Origin of the sequence: Pseudomonas sp. LS-2, assembly GCF_003605735.1 — a bacterium.
Classification (GTDB): Bacteria; Pseudomonadota; Gammaproteobacteria; order Pseudomonadales; family Pseudomonadaceae; genus Aquipseudomonas.
Map to the genome: position 1 here is coordinate 68,574 of NZ_QXTJ01000008.1, position 16,023 is coordinate 84,596.

Genomic DNA, 16,023 nt, shown 5'->3' on the forward strand with positions numbered 1-16,023 from the left:
CTGCCAGACGGCTATGGTCTGCTTTCTATAGCCATTCAAGGAGCGCACCCGATGTCGCAAGAATTGATCCTCAACCAGCGTATCGTCCTCGCCTCTCGCCCTCAGGGCGCACCGACGCCGGAGAACTTTCGCCTTGAGCGCGAGGCTTTGCCCGACCTTCAAGATGGCCAGGTTCAACTGCGTACGCTGTACCTCTCCCTCGATCCCTACATGCGCGGCCGCATGAGTGACGCGCCGTCTTACGCGCCACCGGTCGAAATCGACGCCGTGATGGAAGGGGGAGCCGTGAGCGTGGTCGAGCAATCGCGCAATCCTGCGTTCAAGGAAGGCGATCTGGTGGTCGGGCAGACCGGCTGGCAGACCCACAGTATCTCCGATGGCAAGAACCTGATGTCAGTGCCCAAGGACCTGCCCAGCTCGTCGATGGCCGTGGGCGTGCTTGGCATGCCGGGGATCACCGGTTACATGGGACTGATGCACATCGGTCAGCCAAAATCCGGCGAAACCCTGGTGGTTGCGGCGGCCTCCGGTGCAGTGGGTTCAGTGGTCGGGCAGGTCGCCAAGCTTCATGGCCTGCGCGTAGTGGGCATCGCCGGCGGAGTCGATAAGTGCCGCTATGTGATGGACGAGTTGGGGTTCGACGCGTGTATCGATCACAAGAGCGAGCATTTCGCCGAGCAATTGAGCGAGGCCTGCCCAAGCGGGATCGACATTTATTTCGAACTGGTCGGTGGCAAGGTCTTTGAAGCCGTTTTGCCGCTGCTCAATGAGCGTGCCCGCGTGCCGCTGTGCGGCCTGATCGCGCAGTACAACGCCCAGCGCCTGCCCGACGGTCCGAATTACCTGCCGCTGCTGATGCGCACGCTGCTGACCAAGCGCGCAAAGATTCAGGGCTTCATCGTTTACGAGGAGTACTACCATCGTCTGGACGAATTCATGCAGGCCATGGTGCCGTTGGTGAAGGACGGCAAGGTCAAGTTCCGCGAAGACGTAGTCGAAGGCCTGGAACATGCGCCGGATGCGTTCATCGGCATGCTGGAAGGGAAGAACTTCGGCAAGCTGGTCGTCAAGGTGTCGTAAGCGTGATTTGACGCTAATGGGAGGCGCGGGTATAAACCGCGTCTCGTGTATTTGTCGGACCTTTCTCCAATGAGCTTCAGCCCTCTGATTCGCCAGTTGATCGACTCCCTGCGCATTTTGCCCGGCGTCGGTCAGAAAACCGCTCAGCGCATGGCGCTGCAGCTGCTCGAGCGCGACCGCAGCGGTGGCTCGCGTCTGGCGCAAGCATTGAGCCAGGCCATGGAAGGTGTCGGACATTGCAAACAATGCCGCACCCTCACCGAGGACGAGCTGTGTCCTCAGTGTTCCGATACCCGGCGTGACGACACATTGCTGTGCGTGGTGGAAGGACCAATGGACGTGTACGCGGTCGAGCAGACCGGCTATCGCGGCCGCTACTTTGTGCTCAAGGGGCATTTGTCGCCGCTCGATGGCCTGGGGCCAGAGGCGATCGGCATTCCGCAGTTGATGGAGCGAATCGAAGCGCAGGGGTCGTTCACTGAAGTGATCCTGGCCACCAACCCGACCGTTGAAGGGGAGGCCACCGCCCATTACATCGCGCAAATGCTCAACAACAAGGGCCTGGTGACATCACGCATCGCTCACGGCGTACCGTTGGGCGGCGAACTGGAGCTGGTGGACGGCGGAACGCTGGCGCACTCGTTTGCAGGGCGTAAGCCGATTCAGCTTTAAGCAACACTGACCGTCATCCGGATAAATCGTGGCCTGTAGCCGTCCGGCTTGCCGGCGAAGGTGCAGGTCCAGACCCCGTTAAGGTGACCGACGCGCTGCATTCGCCAGCAAGCCGGCTCCCACGGCCTTCGGCCAGAAGCGGTGCGGTGTGTCTTCCTCATCGCCAGCAATCCCGTAGTTTTTGTAGCAGCAGGCCTGGCCGGCGACGACGTCTTTGAACAGGCTTTTGATTCTGCCCGGAGGGCCTGGGAGCCCGACTTGTCGGCGATCTGCCGGGCACCGGCAGTAAGATCAGCCAGCTCGGTGCATCAGGCACACCGCATGCACAGGTTTTGCTGCCGCTGCGCGCCAGATCGCCGACAAGTCTGGCTCCCACGCCCTCCGGGCAGAAGCCGTTCGGCGTGTCCTGCAATACCGTAGTTTTATTGCCTGCCGGGCTTCTGAATTGAGCCCAAAACATCGTAGGAGCGCGCTTGCCCGCGATTACGGTGGGTCAGTCGCAGACCTTACGCATTCGCCAGCAAGCCAGCTCCCACAGAGGTGTCGGTGCTGCTGATTTACTTGTCCGTCAGTGCAAACTGCGTCAGACAGAACGTCGGGATTTCCATGTCCTGCAGACGTTGCGAGCCACCCAGTTCCGGCAAATCGATGATCGCAGCCGCTTCATTAACCTTCGCGCCCATGCGGCGGATCAGGTTCGCCGCTGCGATCAGCGTGCCGCCGGTGGCGATCAGGTCATCGAACATCACCACCGAATCCCCATCGCACAGGCTGTCGGCATGGACTTCCAGGAACGCTTCGCCGTATTCGGTCTGATAACCCTCGGCCAGTACGTGCGCAGGCAATTTGCCCTGTTTTCGGAACAGCACCAGTGGCTTGTTCAGCTCGTAGGCGATGATCGAGCCAATCAGAAAGCCTCGCGCATCCATGGCGCCAACGTGGGTGAATTCGGAGTCGATGTAACGCTGGACGAAGCTGTCGATGACCAGGCGCAGCGCCTTGGGCGACTGAAAAAGCGGGGTGATGTCACGGAAGATGACGCCGGGCTTGGGAAAGTCCACCACGGGGCGGATCAGGGATTTGAAGCTGAATTCGTCGAAAATCATAAGGATCTCGGGCAGGAGACTGGCACAAAGGCCGTAGTCTAAGCCTGCCCGGGCCTTATCGCCATCAGCTTTCCAGCGAACCACCGGCCAGCGCACACAGCTGGATCGGGTCGAGAATGTGGATTTCCTTGCCCTCGGCGGCGATCAGCTCGTTCTGCTGAAATCGGGTGAAAACCCGCGAAACGGTTTCCACTGCCAGCCCCAGGTAATTGCCGATTTCGTTGCGCGACATGCTCAGACGAAACTGGTTGGCTGAAAAGCCGCGGGCCCGGAAGCGCGCTGAAAGGTTGACGAGGAAGGTGGCGATGCGCTCATCGGCGGTCTTCTTGGAGAGCAGGAGCATCATTTGCTGATCGTCGCGGATTTCCCGGCTCATGACCCGCATCAACTGCCGACGCAACTGCGGCAGTTGCACCGACAATTCGTCCAGACGCTCGAAGGGGATTTCGCACACCGACGTGGTTTCCATCGCCTGAGCCGACACCGGGTAAGCCTCGGCGTCCATTCCTGACAGACCGACCAGTTCACTGGGCAGGTGAAACCCAGTGAGCTGTTCCTCGCCTGCATCGCTGAGGCTGAAGGTCTTCAAGGCGCCGGAACGCACGGCGTACACCGAGTCGAAAGCATCGCCCTGACGGAACAGAAACTCCCCCTTTTTCATTGGCCGGCCGCGTTTGACGATTTCGTCCAGTGCGTCCATGTCTTCCATGTTCAATGAAAGCGGAAGGCACAACGGGGCCAGGCTGCAATCCTTGCAGTGAGCCTGGGTATGAGCACGCAACTTTACTGGCTCAGACATCGGGTAATTCCTTGTAAGAAAACACACATAAGTCGTAAGGGTAACGCACGAGTATCCCTCCGACTAGCACGCGTCCTCCGTGGCGTAAAAATGATTCCCACCGCGTAACCGGGAATTCTCTAGATGACTCTGGAAAATCTCTGGCGATTTTGCAGGCTCAAATACCCATCGAAAACCATGCATATCGAGCGTACCAGCAGGCGTCCGGCCGGCGTCACACGGATGCCGTGGTGATCAAGATCGATCAAGCCGTCTTTGGCCATTGCCAGCAGTTTTGGCCAGACATCGCTGAAGTAGCCGCGAAAGTCGACGCCAAATGCGTTTTCGATTCCAACGAAATCCAGGCTGAAATGACAGATCAATTGCTGGATCACAGCGCGTCGCAGACGGTCGTCGGGGTCGCAGGTCAACCCGCGGTGGGTCGCCAGTTGATCGCTGCCGAGCAGGTTCTGATAATCGGCCAGGTCGTTGCTGTTCTGCGTGTACAGGTCGCCGACCTGACTGATGGCCGAAACGCCCAGCCCGATCAGGTCGCAATGCCCGTGGGTGGTGTAACCCTGGAAGTTGCGTTGCAGCGTGCCTTCTTCCTGCGCAATCGCCAGATCGTCGTCAGGCAGGGCGAAGTGGTCCATGCCGATGTAGCGATAGCCGGCCTCTGTCAGTTGCTCGATGGTGCGCTGGAGCATCTGCAATTTGTGTTCGGCGTCGGGCAGTTGCGCGGTGTCGATTCGGCGCTGAGGCATGAAGCGTTCGGGCAGGTGCGCATAGTTGAACACCGAGAGGCGGTCGGGTTGCAGAGCAATGACTTCATCGACGGTGCGGGCGAATCCGTCCGGCGTTTGCAGGGGCAGTCCGTAGATCAAGTCGATGTTGACGGAGCGGAATTGCAAGGTACGGGCGGCTTCGACGATGGCGCGGGTCTCGTCCAGGCTTTGCAAGCGGTTGATGGCACGCTGAACCAGCGGATCGAGATCCTGCACGCCGAGACTGACGCGATTGAAACCCAGTTCACGGAGCAGGCCCATGGTTGACCAGTCGGCCTCGCGCGGGTCGATTTCGATGCCGTAATCGCCGGAGTGATCGTCCAGCAGGGTGAAATGCTGACGAAGGTGGGCCATGAGCTGGCGCAGTTCCACATGGCTGAGGAACGTCGGGGTTCCGCCGCCGAAGTGCAACTGTTCGACCACCTGACGACCGTCGACGTGGCACGCGATCATTTGAATCTCTTGCTGCAGGCGTTGCAGATAGGCGTGGGCGCGGCCCCGGTCCTTGGTGATGACTTTGTTGCAGGCGCAGTAGTAGCAAATGTTGGCGCAGAACGGGATGTGCACGTAGAGCGACAACGGTCGCAGATGCTTGCGACTCTCGCGCAGGGCATGCAGCAGCTCGAATGCACCCACCTGATTATGAAACTGCACCGCAGTGGGGTAGGACGTATAACGCGGTCCTGTCAGATCGTAGCGGCGGATGAGTTCAGAATCCCAACGAAGGTCGTCGAGCATGCGGGCATTCCCGAAAAGGCTGGCGGTAAAGGCAGTTTAGGGAGTCCGGACATACAGATTATTGATCTGAATCAATGGAGGGTCTTCACCAGTCCTGCCCGCGATACACCTCATTCTGTGGGCGCCACGCCTTCGGGCAGATCCTGGCCAAAGTGATGCCTAATGCCCCATCAACCAATGCTGATGCGGGCCGGGTAAGGTCCACAGGCCGAACAGGATCACCAGCAGACCGCCTGCCACCCGTACGCCTCGTTTGCGTAAAAGTGCAGTGGTGCGTTCGGCGGCGAGGCCCGTGGCGATCAGGACCGGCCAGGTGCCAATGCCGAAAGCCAGCATCAGCAATGCGCTGTACAGCGCATTGCCCTGACTGGCGGACCATAACAAGGTGCTGTAGACCAGGCCGCAGGGCAGCCAGCCCCATAGTGCACCAAGCAATAAAGCGCGAGGCATGCTCGAGACTGGCAGCAGGCGGCTGGCGACGGGTTGAATGTAACGCCAGAGCCAGCGGCCAAGGCCTTCGATGCGCGTCAGCCCGCTCCACCATCCCGCCAGGTAGAACCCCATGGTGATCAGCAGCAAGGCGGCGATCACTCGCAGCACCATGGCCCCCGGACTGTTGGCGACGGCCCAGCCCGCCAGACCGATCAACAATCCGGCGCAGCTATAGCTGAAGATTCGCCCGACGTTGTAGGTCAGCAGTAGCCGAAAGCGTCGGCTGCGTTGCTCCTTGGGGATGGCCATGGTCAGGGCGCCCATCAGACCGCCGCACATGCCCAGGCAATGCCCGCCGCCGAGCAGCCCGAGGATCAGCGCCGAGAGGAGTTGGGGGAAAAGCTGCGGTAAAGATTCAGGCATGGAGTGCGCCTGATGTTTCAGCGGTGGGGCGACCGACGTCGTCGCGGGCAAGCGCGCTCCTACAGGAGAATGCTTTGGACTGCACGATCGCGCTCTTACAGGGGAATGCGCTCGAGGGTAGGAGCGCGCTTGCCCGCGATGGCGCAGGCAGGAACACCGCAGCGTCTGAAGTGCTCATTCAAGCCTCTCATCATTCGATTGCCTGACGTCCTTGCCCGACGCCTCATCCACTCCCGCTTTATGCCCCGGGTCCTGATCGTCGAACAGGATGCTGTGGGCGGGGCCATCAAGGTCATCGTACTGACCGCTGTCCACCGCCCAGAAAAACACATAGATCGCCACGGCTACGATCAGCAGGGCCACCGGAATCATGATGTACAGCGCGGGCATAAAGCCTCCGGAAATCCTTTGTGATCAAGCGGGCAACGGACGCTGGTCGCCACCGCGGACCGGCGCGCCATCGACCTTCATGCGAGTCAGGCGCAGCGCATTGAGCACCACCACCAGCGAACTGACCGACATCCCCGCTGCCGCCCACAGCGGTGTGATCCAGCCGAGTGCGGCGAAGGGCAGCATGAGGCCATTGTACAGTCCGGCCCACATTAGGTTTTCGAGGATGATGCGCCGGGTGCGTCGCGCCAGCGCGAACGCTTGAACCAGTGCCTGCAATCGATTGGACAGCAACACCGCATCCGCGGTGGTTTTCGCCAGATCCGTGGCCGACCCCATCGCGACACTGATGTCTGCGGCGGCCAGTACCGGCACATCATTGACCCCGTCGCCGAGCATCAGCACCTTGTGGCCCTGGGCCCGGAGTTGCTGGAGGATCCGGAGTTTGTCATCGGGCCGCAGGCTGCCGCGTGCGTCATCGATTTTCAGTTGCGCGGCGACCGTGGCGACCATTGGTGAGCTGTCGCCAGACAACAGTAATGTCCTCCAGCCGCGCTGCTTGCAGGCATCGATCAACGCTGGCGCGTCGTCGCGTAGCCGGTCGTCCAGCACCAGCCAGGCCAGCAGTTCGTGATCGTTTCCCAGCAGCAGCCATTGACCGTGTTCGTCCGGCATTGCCGGCACCGGGCTGGCGCTCAGCGCGCAGACGAAATCCGCCTGACCGATGCGCACCTGCTTCCCCTCGATCCTGCCTTCCAGCCCAAGCCCTGGCACATTGCTGACGTCCGTCGCCGTCAGCGGTGTGGTGCCGAATGCGCGAGCGATGGGGTGTTCCGACCGGCGTTCCAGCGCTGCCGCGAGGCACAGGCAATCGTCGCTGCTCAACGAACCCAGACTGCGCACGGCCCTGAGTGTCAGCCGGCCTTCGGTCAGTGTGCCGGTCTTATCGAAGATCACCGTGTCGATCTGATTCAGGCCTTCGAGCACATGGCCGCGGGTGAGCAACAGACCCAGCCGGTGCAATGTGCCCGTGGCGGTAGTCAATGCCGTTGGGGTGGCCAGCGACAACGCGCAAGGGCAAGTGGCAACCAACATTGCCAGCACGATCCAGAAGGCACGGTCCGCGTCCAGCTGCCACCACATCACGCCGATACCAGCGGCGAACAGCAGCGAAATCAGCAGAAACCACTGCGCGGCACGGTCGGCGATCTGTGCCACTCTCGGCTTTTCGGATTGCGCCCGGTCCAGCAGGCGCACGATGGCCGACAGTCGGGTGTCGTGCCCCAGGGCGAGAACCTGAACGGTCAGCATGCTTTCGACGTTCAAGGTGCCCGCAGTGACAGCGTCGCCCTGCGTGCGCGGCTGCGGCAGGTACTCGCCAGTCAGCAGCGACTCATCGACGCTGGACTGACCCGCCAGGATTCTGCCGTCCGCCGGGAGTACCGCGCCGGGATGCACGAGGACATGATCGTTCACGCGCAGTTCGCTGAGCAGGATACGTTCGCTTTGCCCCTCTTCGCTCAGGCGCAGGCAGGACGCGGGCAGCAGATTGACCAGTTGCGCGGTCGCGGCAGCGGTGCGTTCCCTGGCGCGACGCTCCAGATAGCGACCCGTCAGCAGGAACAGCGCGAACATGCCCACGGCGTCGAAATACAGCTCGCCCACGCCGGTGATCGCCGTCCAGATTCCCGCGAGGTAGGCCAGGCCGATGGCCAGTGAAACTGAAACGTCCATGGTCAGGTGACGGGTGCGCAGGTCTCGGAATGCGCCTTTGAAAAACGGTGCGCAACTGTAGAACACGATTGGCGTGGTCAGAAACATCGCCACCCAGCGCAGGATGGTGTGCATTTCCGGGCTCAGGTCGATGTTGAATTCCGGCCATGTCGCCATCGTCGCCATCATCGCCTGAAACCACAGAAGCCCCGCGACACCCAACTGACGCAGGCTGCGCCGGTTATCTCGGGCCAATTGCTCGGTGGCTTGATCGGCATGATAAGGGTGAGCCGCATAACCGATGGTGCGTAGCTCGTTCAATACGCGGCTCAGCGCCAGATCCGCGTCGCTCCAGCGCAGGTGAAGCCGATGACTGGACAGGTTCAGCCGGGCCTCGACGACGGCGGGCAGGGTGCGCAAATGGCGCTCGATCAGCCAGCCGCACGCCGCGCAACTGATGCCCTCGATCAGCAGCGTGGTTTCTGCCAGGTCGTTGTCGTGTCGCACGAAGGGCGCCTGCACGTCAGGACGGTCATAGAGCGCCTGTTCGTCGACCATTTGCGCCGGGAGTGCCTGGGGATTTATCGACGCTTCGCTGCGATGGTTGTAATAGCTTTGCAGTCCACCATCGACGATGGCCTGCGCCACGGCCTGACAGCCGGGGCAGCAAAACGCGCGGGTTTCACCCAGAACAACCGCTGTGAAGCGGCCGCCGGGCGGGACGGGCAGGGCGCAGTGGAAGCAAGGGGTAGGCGCGTTCACGAGATCACTTCTTTTCCGCACCCTGAATCGGCTCGTCGCCGAGAATCAGATCCTTGTCGCCGGTGATGGCTTCTTCTTCGAACAAGCGCCAGGTCTGGCTGTTCTCGACCCCCAGCAGCTCGACGAAACGCCGGCCTTCGACCCTGTCGCTCATCTGCCCGACGTAGCGTCCCGGCTGCGCGGGATTGCGAGCGAGGACAATCTTGCGATCCTTTTCCGGTTGGGTCGGTGAAATCAGGTTCAGCACCAGGGTTTCGGGCTGGCTGTCGCCGGTCAGGCGCAGATCCGCTTCCCCAGTCTCCTGGTCGAGCGTCACGGCGGCGCGCAGATTCAAGGTCTGTGCCAGCAGCTCGCGATCCAGCGAGCGGTTGATGCCCTTGCCCGCCTCGTAATAATTGTCGGTCACCAGGTTGTCCGGGTTGTTCACGGCAATGGTCACCATCGACAGGGTCAGGGTGACCGAGCAGGCCAGAATCCCGATGATGATCCACGGCCAGAGGTGCTTGTACCAAGGGCTTGGGGCAGTTGCTGCGGTCATGTCGGACTTCTCTCAACGAACTTGTGGGCCGATGAATCGGCTCTTGGCTTGTATTTCGGTGCCGCTGTTCTCGATGTCCTTGAGGATGAAGCGGACCTCGTTGGTGCTCGACGGCAGCTGTTCCGGCGAGACCGACAACTCCACGGGCAGGGTGGCGATTTCCCCGGCCGGCACCTTGATCTCGCGGCGGCCTTGCAGCTTGAGATCCGGCAGGCCGGTGGCGTCGAGCACGTAGGTGTGGTCGACCTGATCCTTGTTCATCACTTTCAGGCTGTAGACGTTTTCGATTCGGCCTTCAGCGTTTTCGCGATACAGCACCCGGTCCTTGCTGACGTCGAATCCCACGAGCGAGCGCATGAAGAACGCCCCGGTCAGCACGCCGATCATGACCAGCAGCACCACCGCGTAACCGATCAGCCGGGGCCGCAGCTTGTGGGTTTTCTGCCCGGAAAGGTTATGTTCGGTGGTGTAGCTGATCAGCCCGCGAGGGTAGCTCATCTTGTCCATGATGGTGTCACAGGCGTCGATGCAGGCCGCACAGCCGATGCACTCGATTTGCAGACCGTCGCGAATGTCGATGCCGGTGGGGCAGACCTGGACGCACATGGTGCAGTCGATGCAGTCGCCAAGGCCTTGGGCCTTGTAGTCCAGGTCCTTTTTGCGCGGGCCACGTTTCTCGCCACGGCGGGGGTCGTAGGACACGATCAGGGTGTCCTTGTCGAACATCACGCTTTGAAAGCGAGCGTAGGGGCACATATAGATGCACACCTGCTCGCGCAGCCAGCCAGCGTTGCCATAGGTGGCGAGGGTGAAGAAGCCAACCCAGAAATACGACCAGCCATCGGCCTGGCCGGTGAAGAAGTCGACGGTCAGTTCGCGGATTGGCGAGAAGTAACCGACGAAGGTCAGGCCGGTGACCAGTCCGATCAGCAGCCATAAACTGTGTTTGGCGAGTTTGCGGGTGAACTTGTTGGCGCTCATTGGCGCCTTGTCCAGTTTAATGCGCTGGTTACGGTCGCCTTCGGTGACCTTTTCGCACCACATGAAAATCCACGTCCACACGCTCTGCGGGCAGGTGTAGCCGCACCAGACGCGACCGGCAAACACGGTGATGAAGAACAGTCCGAAGGCGCTGACGATCAGAATGCCGGACAGAAGAATGAAGTCCTGAGGCCAGAATGTCGCGCCGAAGATGTAGAACTTGCGCTCCGGAAGGTTCCACCACACCGCCTGATGACCGCCCCAGTCGAGCCAGACCGTGCCGAAATACAAGAGGAACAGCACGACGCCGCCGCCGATGCGCAGGTTGCGGAAAATGCCGGTGAACGCCCGGGTGTAGNGGCGGAGTGACGTTGTGCACCGGTATTTGCTCGCTCATTGCGGCGTGCTCATCGAACCATCACGTGGCGGTGGAAAATGCCTTGGCCAGTACGTGCCGGCGCAGGTCGTTGTCTTGGGTGTCGCAAACTATCATACCCCTGTGATCACGCGGTCTGCTTCTGCCCGTAGGGCGTAGGAGTCCAGCTTGCTGACGATCTGGCGCGTAGCGGCAGCAAATCCTGCCAGCGAGATGTGCCTGAAACGTCGCGGTGCCAATGTTTACGACTGCTTCGCAGCCGATCGCAGGCAAGCCAGCTCCCACGCCCTCCGGGCAGAATCACAAGCGTCGAGCAGTGTTCGATCCGTTCGTCCGGGCAAGATCAAACGCGAAGACCGCGTCCGATTCCTTTCACGTCACTCCTGCGCGTCCGCCGCTTTATCCCCATGGGAGAGGCTGTAGACGTAGGCCGCCAGCAGGTGCACTTTGTCATTGCCTTGCAGCAGTTCCTGCGCTGGCATCTGACCCTGACGTCCATACCGGATGGTCTGTTGCAGTTGCGCGAAGCTCGAGCCGTAGATGAAGGCACCAGGGTGCGTCAGGTCGGGCGCGCCCATGGCGGGAGTGCCTTTGCCTTGCGGGCCGTGGCAGGCCACGCAGTTGGCGGCGAAGATTTTCTGTCCGGCCGTCGGGTCAGCCTTGGCGTCGTCCGGCAGTTTGCGGCCGTCCAGTTGCGTCAGCACGAAGGCCGCCACGTCGCGAACGCCTTGATCACCCACCACTTCACCCCAGGCCGGCATCACGGCGTGACGTCCGCCCATGATCGTGGTCTTGATGGTCTGCGGCTCGCCACCCCAGCGCCAGTCGGCGTCGGTCAGATTGGGAAAGCCATACGCACCTTTGGCATCGGAGCCGTGGCAGACCGAGCAGTTGGACGCGAACAGGCGACCGCCCATTTTCAGCGCCTGCGGATCCTTGGCCACATCTTCGATGGGCATGGCTGCGAATTTGGCGAAGATCGGCCCGAAACGTGCGTCGGAGCGGGCCATTTCCTTCTCCCATTCATGGACGCCCGTCCAGCCTGTCTGGCCGTTGGAGAAGGCGATTTTCTTGTCGGTGTCAGCGTACTCGTAACCGGGCAACAGGCCTTTCCAGTTACCCAGACCCGGATACAGCGCCAGATAACCCAAGGCAAAAATGATGGTGCCGACAAACAGCATGAACCACCATTTGGGCAACGGGTTGTCGTACTCCTCGATGCCATCGAAGGAGTGGCCGACGGTTTCTTCGGTGGTGTCGGCGCGCTGGCCCTTGCGGGTGGCCAGCAACAGCCAGGTCAGGCAGAAAATCGTGCCCAGCGACAGTACAGTGACGTACAGGCTCCAAAACGTAGTCATTCTTTGTTGCTCCTGGAAGCTTTCGCTTGCTCGAGGTGCTTGATGGCCTCGGGATCATCGGCAAAGGGCAGCAGGGTCGCGTCGTCGAATTCGGCTTTGCGGCGGGGGCTGAACACCCACAGCGCCAGACCGATGAAAGCGACCATCACCACGACGGTGCCCAGGCCTCGAATCATTCCGATATCCATGGCGATCACCGTTTGCTTTTGATGAGGGTGCCCAGGCCTTGCAGGTAGGCCACGAGCGCGTCCATTTCGGTCTTGCCTTTGACGGCTGCGCCGGCGCCGGCGATGTCTTCGTCGGTGTACGGCACCCCTAGGCTGCGCAGCACTTCCATCTTGCGACCGGTGAGCTTGCCGTCGAGCTTGTTCTCCACCAGGAACGGATACGCGGGCATGATCGACTCCGGCACCACGTTGCGCGGGTTGTACAGGTGCGCACGATGCCAGTCATCGGAGTAGCGGTTGCCAACGCGGGCCAGGTCCGGCCCGGTGCGTTTGGAGCCCCACAGGAACGGGTGATCCCAGACGCTTTCGCCGGCCACCGAGTAGTGCCCGTAGCGTTCGGTCTCGGCGCGGAACGGCCGGATCATCTGCGAGTGGCAGCCGACGCAGCCGTTGGCGATGAACACGTCGCGGCCTTCCAGCTCCAGGGCCGGGCGCGGCTTCATGCCTTCCACCGGTTTGTTGGTGACGTCCTGAAAGAACAGCGGAACGATTTGGGTCAGGCCACCCACGGCAACGGCGATGACCATGAAGATCGACAGCAGGCCGATGTTCTTTTCGAGCATTTCATGTCGGATCATCAGTGCGCTCCCACGACAGCGATCTGGGCGGCTTCTTCAGCTTCTTCGGTGTTCGACGCACGCACCGTGCGGAACACGTTATAGGCCATGAACAGCATGCCGCTGGCGAAAAACGCACCGCCCAGGGCGCGCACGATGTAACCCGGATGGCTGGCTTGCAACGCTTCGACGAACGAGTAAGTGAGCGTGCCGTCATCGTTGATCGCACGCCACATCAGGCCTTGTGTGATGCCGTTGACCCACATCGAGGCGATGTACAGCACGGTGCCGATGGTCGCGAGCCAGAAATGCGTGTTGATCAGGCCGATGCTGTGCATCTGCGGACGGCCGTAGAGGCGCGGGATCATGTGGTAGACCGCGCCGATGGAGATCATCGCCACCCAGCCCAGCGCGCCGGCGTGTACGTGGCCGATGGTCCAGTCGGTGTAGTGGGAGAGCGAGTTGACGGTCTTGATTGCCATCATCGGCCCTTCGAAGGTCGACATGCCGTAGAACGCCAGCGACACCACGAGGAAGCGCAGGATCGGGTCGGTGCGCAACTTATGCCAGGCGCCGGAGAGGGTCATCATGCCGTTGATCATGCCGCCCCAGCTCGGGGCCAGCAGGATGATCGACATCACCATCCCCAGCGACTGCGCCCAGTCGGGCAGGGCGGTGTAGTGCAGGTGGTGCGGACCGGCCCAGATATACAGGGTGATCAGCGCCCAGAAGTGCACGATGGACAGGCGATAGGAGTAGATCGGGCGCTCGGCCTGTTTCGGCACGAAGTAATACATCATCCCGAGAAAGCCCGTGGTCAGGAAAAAGCCCACGGCGTTGTGGCCATACCACCACTGGATCATCGCGTCGGTGGCGCCCGAGTAGGCCGAGTAGGACTTGAACAGGCTTACCGGCAGGGAAATGTGGTTGACGATGTGCAGCATCGCGGTGACCACGATGAACGCACCATAGAACCAGTTACCGACATAGATGTGCTTGGTCTTGCGTTTGACGATGGTACCGAAGAACACCGCCGCGTAAGTGACCCAGACGATGGCCAGCAGGATCGCGATCGGCCATTCGAGTTCGGCGTATTCCTTGGTGGTCGTGTAGCCCATCGGCAGGGTGACGATGGCGCCGATGATCACCGCCTGCCATCCCCAGAAGTGGAAGGCGGCCATGCCGTCGGAGATCAATCGCGTCTGGCAGGTTCGCTGCACCACGTAATAGGAGGTGCCGAACAGCGCGCAGCCGCCGAAGGCGAAAATCACGAGGTTGGTGTGCAGCGGCCGCAGGCGTCCGAAGGTGGTCCACGGGAGACCGAAGTTCAGGTCGGGCCATACGAGTTGTGAGGCGATGAAGACACCGAGCCCCATGCCAAGTATCCCCCAGACCACCGTCATGATGGCGAACTGGCGGACTACCTTATAGTTATAAGCAGTCGGACTGATTACTGTGCTCATTCTAAGGTTCCACGGTTTGGTATTTTATTAGTGTGGTAACAGCCGCAACATCGAAATAAGCGTAGACCGTTTGCCAATAAGGGGCGTGCGACACGGACGACTGAACGACGGATGCGATATTTCGGCAACCCGCTGCGCAACGGCGCGCAGGATCGGGTTGCCCGAGTGGGCCGCCAGAACGGGAAGACAGGACAAGTGAGGCAGCGCGCGTGAATGCCGGAAACTGGATACAACCCTGCGGGTGACGAACAGATCGGTGCTGTCTGTCTGCAAGAGGGAAGGAGGGTCGTGCACAATCCTTTCACTGGACCTGTGGCCAGCTGTCGCCGGACCACCATGACGGCAAGCTTAGACGTGATTGGCCGGCGATGGAAGCCGTAAGAACAACTGCGACACTTGGCCGCGTGGGGATGTCGAGCCGCCGTATCCCGTTGCGGGATACGGCGCTGGACAATTTTCGGAGACCGCTGAAACGTTACTCCTTCCACGTTCCCTGTGCTTTGGAAGGATGTTTCTACACCTAAAGTTGTATACAAAAGCCGTCGACGATTGCACTTTTTAACTGCCCAAAAATTTGGCCCGAGCTGGCAGGAAAGGCCGGCGATCGTCGCGGTTGATCGACCGGAACCGGATGAAAAAGCCTGTACCGATGATGAAACCGCCCGGTTGTGTGTGGTTTGGGGCGCTCAGGGCGTCGGAGCTTTTTTCCGAAGTGCCATGGCAGGGTAAATATTTGAAGCTGAACCGTGGCTGTCGTGTCCGGGCATCTTCATGGTCGCCATCTTTCAACGCTCGACCTTGGCGCCGGCAGTTGATTCTGTACCTGTCTGGAAGATTGCAAGCGGCGGAACGTCTTCCTCGTGCGGCATTCGGAGAATCCGACAACTGCGGCATAATGCCGCCGTGCAATTCAGCTCACCGAATCGAGGCAAGCATGAGCAAAGGACATCCGGCGAGTACTGATGCCGATCAATGCGCGCAGCTGGCGAAAGAGCATGGCTGGTTATGGAATGCGCCGATTTCCGGGAGTGACAAGTCCGCGACGCTGGTTCTCGCCCATGGCGCAGGGGCGCCGATGGACAGCGAATTCATGAACGACATGGCCCGGCGTCTGGCCGCATTGGGGGTTGGTGTGTTGCGTTTCGAATTTCCGTACATGGCTCAGCGCCGGGTCGACGGAGGCAGACGCCCACCCAACCCCCAGGCGAAATTGCTGGAGTGCTGGCGGGACGTCTATTCAGCCGTGCGCTCCGTGGTCGGCGGTCGTCTGGCCATCGGCGGCAAATCCATGGGCGGGCGCATGGCCAGCCTGATCGCCGATGAACTGGGTGTCGAGGCCCTGGTCTGCCTGGGCTACCCGTTTTACGCCGTCGGCAAACCTGAAAAGCCCCGCGTGGCGCACCTCGCCCAATTGCGCACGCCGACCCTGATCATTCAAGGGGAGCGCGATGCGCTGGGCAACCGCGACGCAGTCGAGGGCTACACGCTCTCGAGTCACATCGATGTGCACTGGCTGCCGACCGCCAATCATGATCTGAAACCGCTAAAGGCAGCGGGCCTCAGTTATGAGGCGTGCCTTCAGGACGCAGCCGAGCGCATCGGCAAGCACCTGCTCCGTTGATTGCCATCGAGTCGAGCGTTGAA

At 61.0% G+C, this 16,023-nt stretch carries 15 protein-coding genes; 3 read left to right on the plus strand and 12 right to left on the minus strand.

The window, feature by feature from the left end; all coding sequences use genetic code 11:
- Window positions 1-51 precede the first annotated feature (51 nt).
- Complete coding sequence (locus tag D3M70_RS04655) at window positions 52-1,080, plus strand: NADP-dependent oxidoreductase (RefSeq protein WP_120124729.1); 1,029 nt, start codon at window positions 52-54, stop codon at window positions 1,078-1,080.
- Between the two features lie 69 nt (window positions 1,081-1,149).
- Complete coding sequence (gene recR, locus D3M70_RS04660) at window positions 1,150-1,752, plus strand: recombination mediator RecR (RefSeq protein WP_120124731.1); 603 nt, start codon at window positions 1,150-1,152, stop codon at window positions 1,750-1,752.
- A 557-nt stretch (window positions 1,753-2,309) separates the two neighbouring features.
- Here the strand turns inward: recR and D3M70_RS04665 are convergent.
- The 12 genes from D3M70_RS04665 to ccoN all read right to left on the minus strand — a co-directional run bounded on the left by D3M70_RS04665 (window position 2,310) and on the right by ccoN (window position 14,379).
- Window positions 2,310-2,858: an adenine phosphoribosyltransferase gene (locus tag D3M70_RS04665; RefSeq protein WP_120124733.1), complete on the minus strand. Its 549-nt coding sequence runs from the start codon at window positions 2,856-2,858 to the stop codon at window positions 2,310-2,312.
- A 64-nt stretch (window positions 2,859-2,922) separates the two neighbouring features.
- Complete coding sequence (gene fnr, locus D3M70_RS04670; RefSeq protein ID WP_120124735.1) at window positions 2,923-3,657, minus strand: fumarate/nitrate reduction transcriptional regulator Fnr; 735 nt, start codon at window positions 3,655-3,657, stop codon at window positions 2,923-2,925.
- 119 nt (window positions 3,658-3,776) lie between these two features.
- Entirely contained in the window at window positions 3,777-5,159 is a 1,383-nt protein-coding gene (gene hemN / locus D3M70_RS04675) for an oxygen-independent coproporphyrinogen III oxidase (RefSeq protein ID WP_120124737.1), read from the minus strand.
- Window positions 5,160-5,318: 159 nt separating this feature from the next.
- A complete protein-coding gene (locus D3M70_RS04680) occupies window positions 5,319-6,014 on the minus strand; it encodes a sulfite exporter TauE/SafE family protein (protein ID WP_120124739.1) in 696 nt (231 codons plus the stop codon).
- 174 nt (window positions 6,015-6,188) lie between these two features.
- Window positions 6,189-6,404, minus strand: coding sequence for a cbb3-type cytochrome oxidase assembly protein CcoS (gene ccoS / locus D3M70_RS04685; RefSeq protein WP_120124740.1), 216 nt, complete (start codon window positions 6,402-6,404; stop codon window positions 6,189-6,191).
- A 24-nt stretch (window positions 6,405-6,428) separates the two neighbouring features.
- Complete coding sequence (locus tag D3M70_RS04690; RefSeq protein WP_120124742.1) at window positions 6,429-8,879, minus strand: heavy metal translocating P-type ATPase; 2,451 nt, start codon at window positions 8,877-8,879, stop codon at window positions 6,429-6,431.
- 4 nt (window positions 8,880-8,883) lie between these two features.
- A complete protein-coding gene (locus tag D3M70_RS04695; protein WP_120124743.1) occupies window positions 8,884-9,417 on the minus strand; it encodes a FixH family protein in 534 nt (177 codons plus the stop codon).
- A 12-nt stretch (window positions 9,418-9,429) separates the two neighbouring features.
- Window positions 9,430-10,756 (minus strand): cytochrome c oxidase accessory protein CcoG (gene ccoG, locus D3M70_RS04700; RefSeq protein WP_256659705.1); only part of this gene is annotated, 1,327 nt, incomplete at its 5' end.
- Window positions 10,757-11,151: 395 nt separating this feature from the next.
- Window positions 11,152-12,132, minus strand: coding sequence for a cytochrome-c oxidase, cbb3-type subunit III (gene ccoP, locus D3M70_RS04705; protein WP_120124747.1), 981 nt, complete (start codon window positions 12,130-12,132; stop codon window positions 11,152-11,154).
- Window positions 12,129-12,320, minus strand: coding sequence for a CcoQ/FixQ family Cbb3-type cytochrome c oxidase assembly chaperone (locus tag D3M70_RS04710; RefSeq protein WP_062385661.1), 192 nt, complete (start codon window positions 12,318-12,320; stop codon window positions 12,129-12,131). Before D3M70_RS04710 ends, ccoP begins: the two co-directional genes overlap by 4 nt.
- Window positions 12,321-12,325: 5 nt before the next feature.
- Entirely contained in the window at window positions 12,326-12,937 is a 612-nt protein-coding gene (gene ccoO / locus D3M70_RS04715) for a cytochrome-c oxidase, cbb3-type subunit II (protein ID WP_120124749.1), read from the minus strand.
- Window positions 12,937-14,379, minus strand: a complete 1,443-nt coding sequence (gene ccoN / locus D3M70_RS04720) for a cytochrome-c oxidase, cbb3-type subunit I (RefSeq protein WP_120124751.1) — start codon at window positions 14,377-14,379, stop codon at window positions 12,937-12,939. Before ccoN ends, ccoO begins: the two co-directional genes overlap by 1 nt.
- Window positions 14,380-15,313: 934 nt before the next feature.
- Here ccoN and D3M70_RS04725 point away from each other — a divergent pair.
- A complete protein-coding gene (locus tag D3M70_RS04725; RefSeq protein ID WP_120124752.1) occupies window positions 15,314-16,000 on the plus strand; it encodes an alpha/beta family hydrolase in 687 nt (228 codons plus the stop codon).
- The last annotated feature ends 23 nt before the right edge of the window (window positions 16,001-16,023 follow it).

Bases quoted from the DNA above. Each gene is read 5' to 3' on its own strand.
- D3M70_RS04655 (WP_120124729.1), top strand. From the start codon at position 52: ATGTCGCAAGAATTGATCCTCAACCAGCGTATCGTCCTCGCCTCTCGC.
- recR (WP_120124731.1), top strand. From the start codon at position 1,150: ATGAGCTTCAGCCCTCTGATTCGCCAGTTGATCGACTCCCTGCGCATT.
- D3M70_RS04665 (WP_120124733.1), bottom strand. From the start codon at position 2,858: ATGATTTTCGACGAATTCAGCTTCAAATCCCTGATCCGCCCCGTGGTG.
- fnr (WP_120124735.1), bottom strand. From the start codon at position 3,657: ATGTCTGAGCCAGTAAAGTTGCGTGCTCATACCCAGGCTCACTGCAAG.
- hemN (WP_120124737.1), bottom strand. From the start codon at position 5,159: ATGCTCGACGACCTTCGTTGGGATTCTGAACTCATCCGCCGCTACGAT.
- D3M70_RS04680 (WP_120124739.1), bottom strand. From the start codon at position 6,014: ATGCCTGAATCTTTACCGCAGCTTTTCCCCCAACTCCTCTCGGCGCTG.
- ccoS (WP_120124740.1), bottom strand. From the start codon at position 6,404: ATGCCCGCGCTGTACATCATGATTCCGGTGGCCCTGCTGATCGTAGCC.
- D3M70_RS04695 (WP_120124743.1), bottom strand. From the start codon at position 9,417: ATGACCGCAGCAACTGCCCCAAGCCCTTGGTACAAGCACCTCTGGCCG.
- ccoP (WP_120124747.1), bottom strand. From the start codon at position 12,132: ATGACTACGTTTTGGAGCCTGTACGTCACTGTACTGTCGCTGGGCACG.
- D3M70_RS04710 (WP_062385661.1), bottom strand. From the start codon at position 12,320: ATGGATATCGGAATGATTCGAGGCCTGGGCACCGTCGTGGTGATGGTC.
- ccoO (WP_120124749.1), bottom strand. From the start codon at position 12,937: ATGATCCGACATGAAATGCTCGAAAAGAACATCGGCCTGCTGTCGATC.
- ccoN (WP_120124751.1), bottom strand. From the start codon at position 14,379: ATGAGCACAGTAATCAGTCCGACTGCTTATAACTATAAGGTAGTCCGC.
- D3M70_RS04725 (WP_120124752.1), top strand. From the start codon at position 15,314: ATGAGCAAAGGACATCCGGCGAGTACTGATGCCGATCAATGCGCGCAG.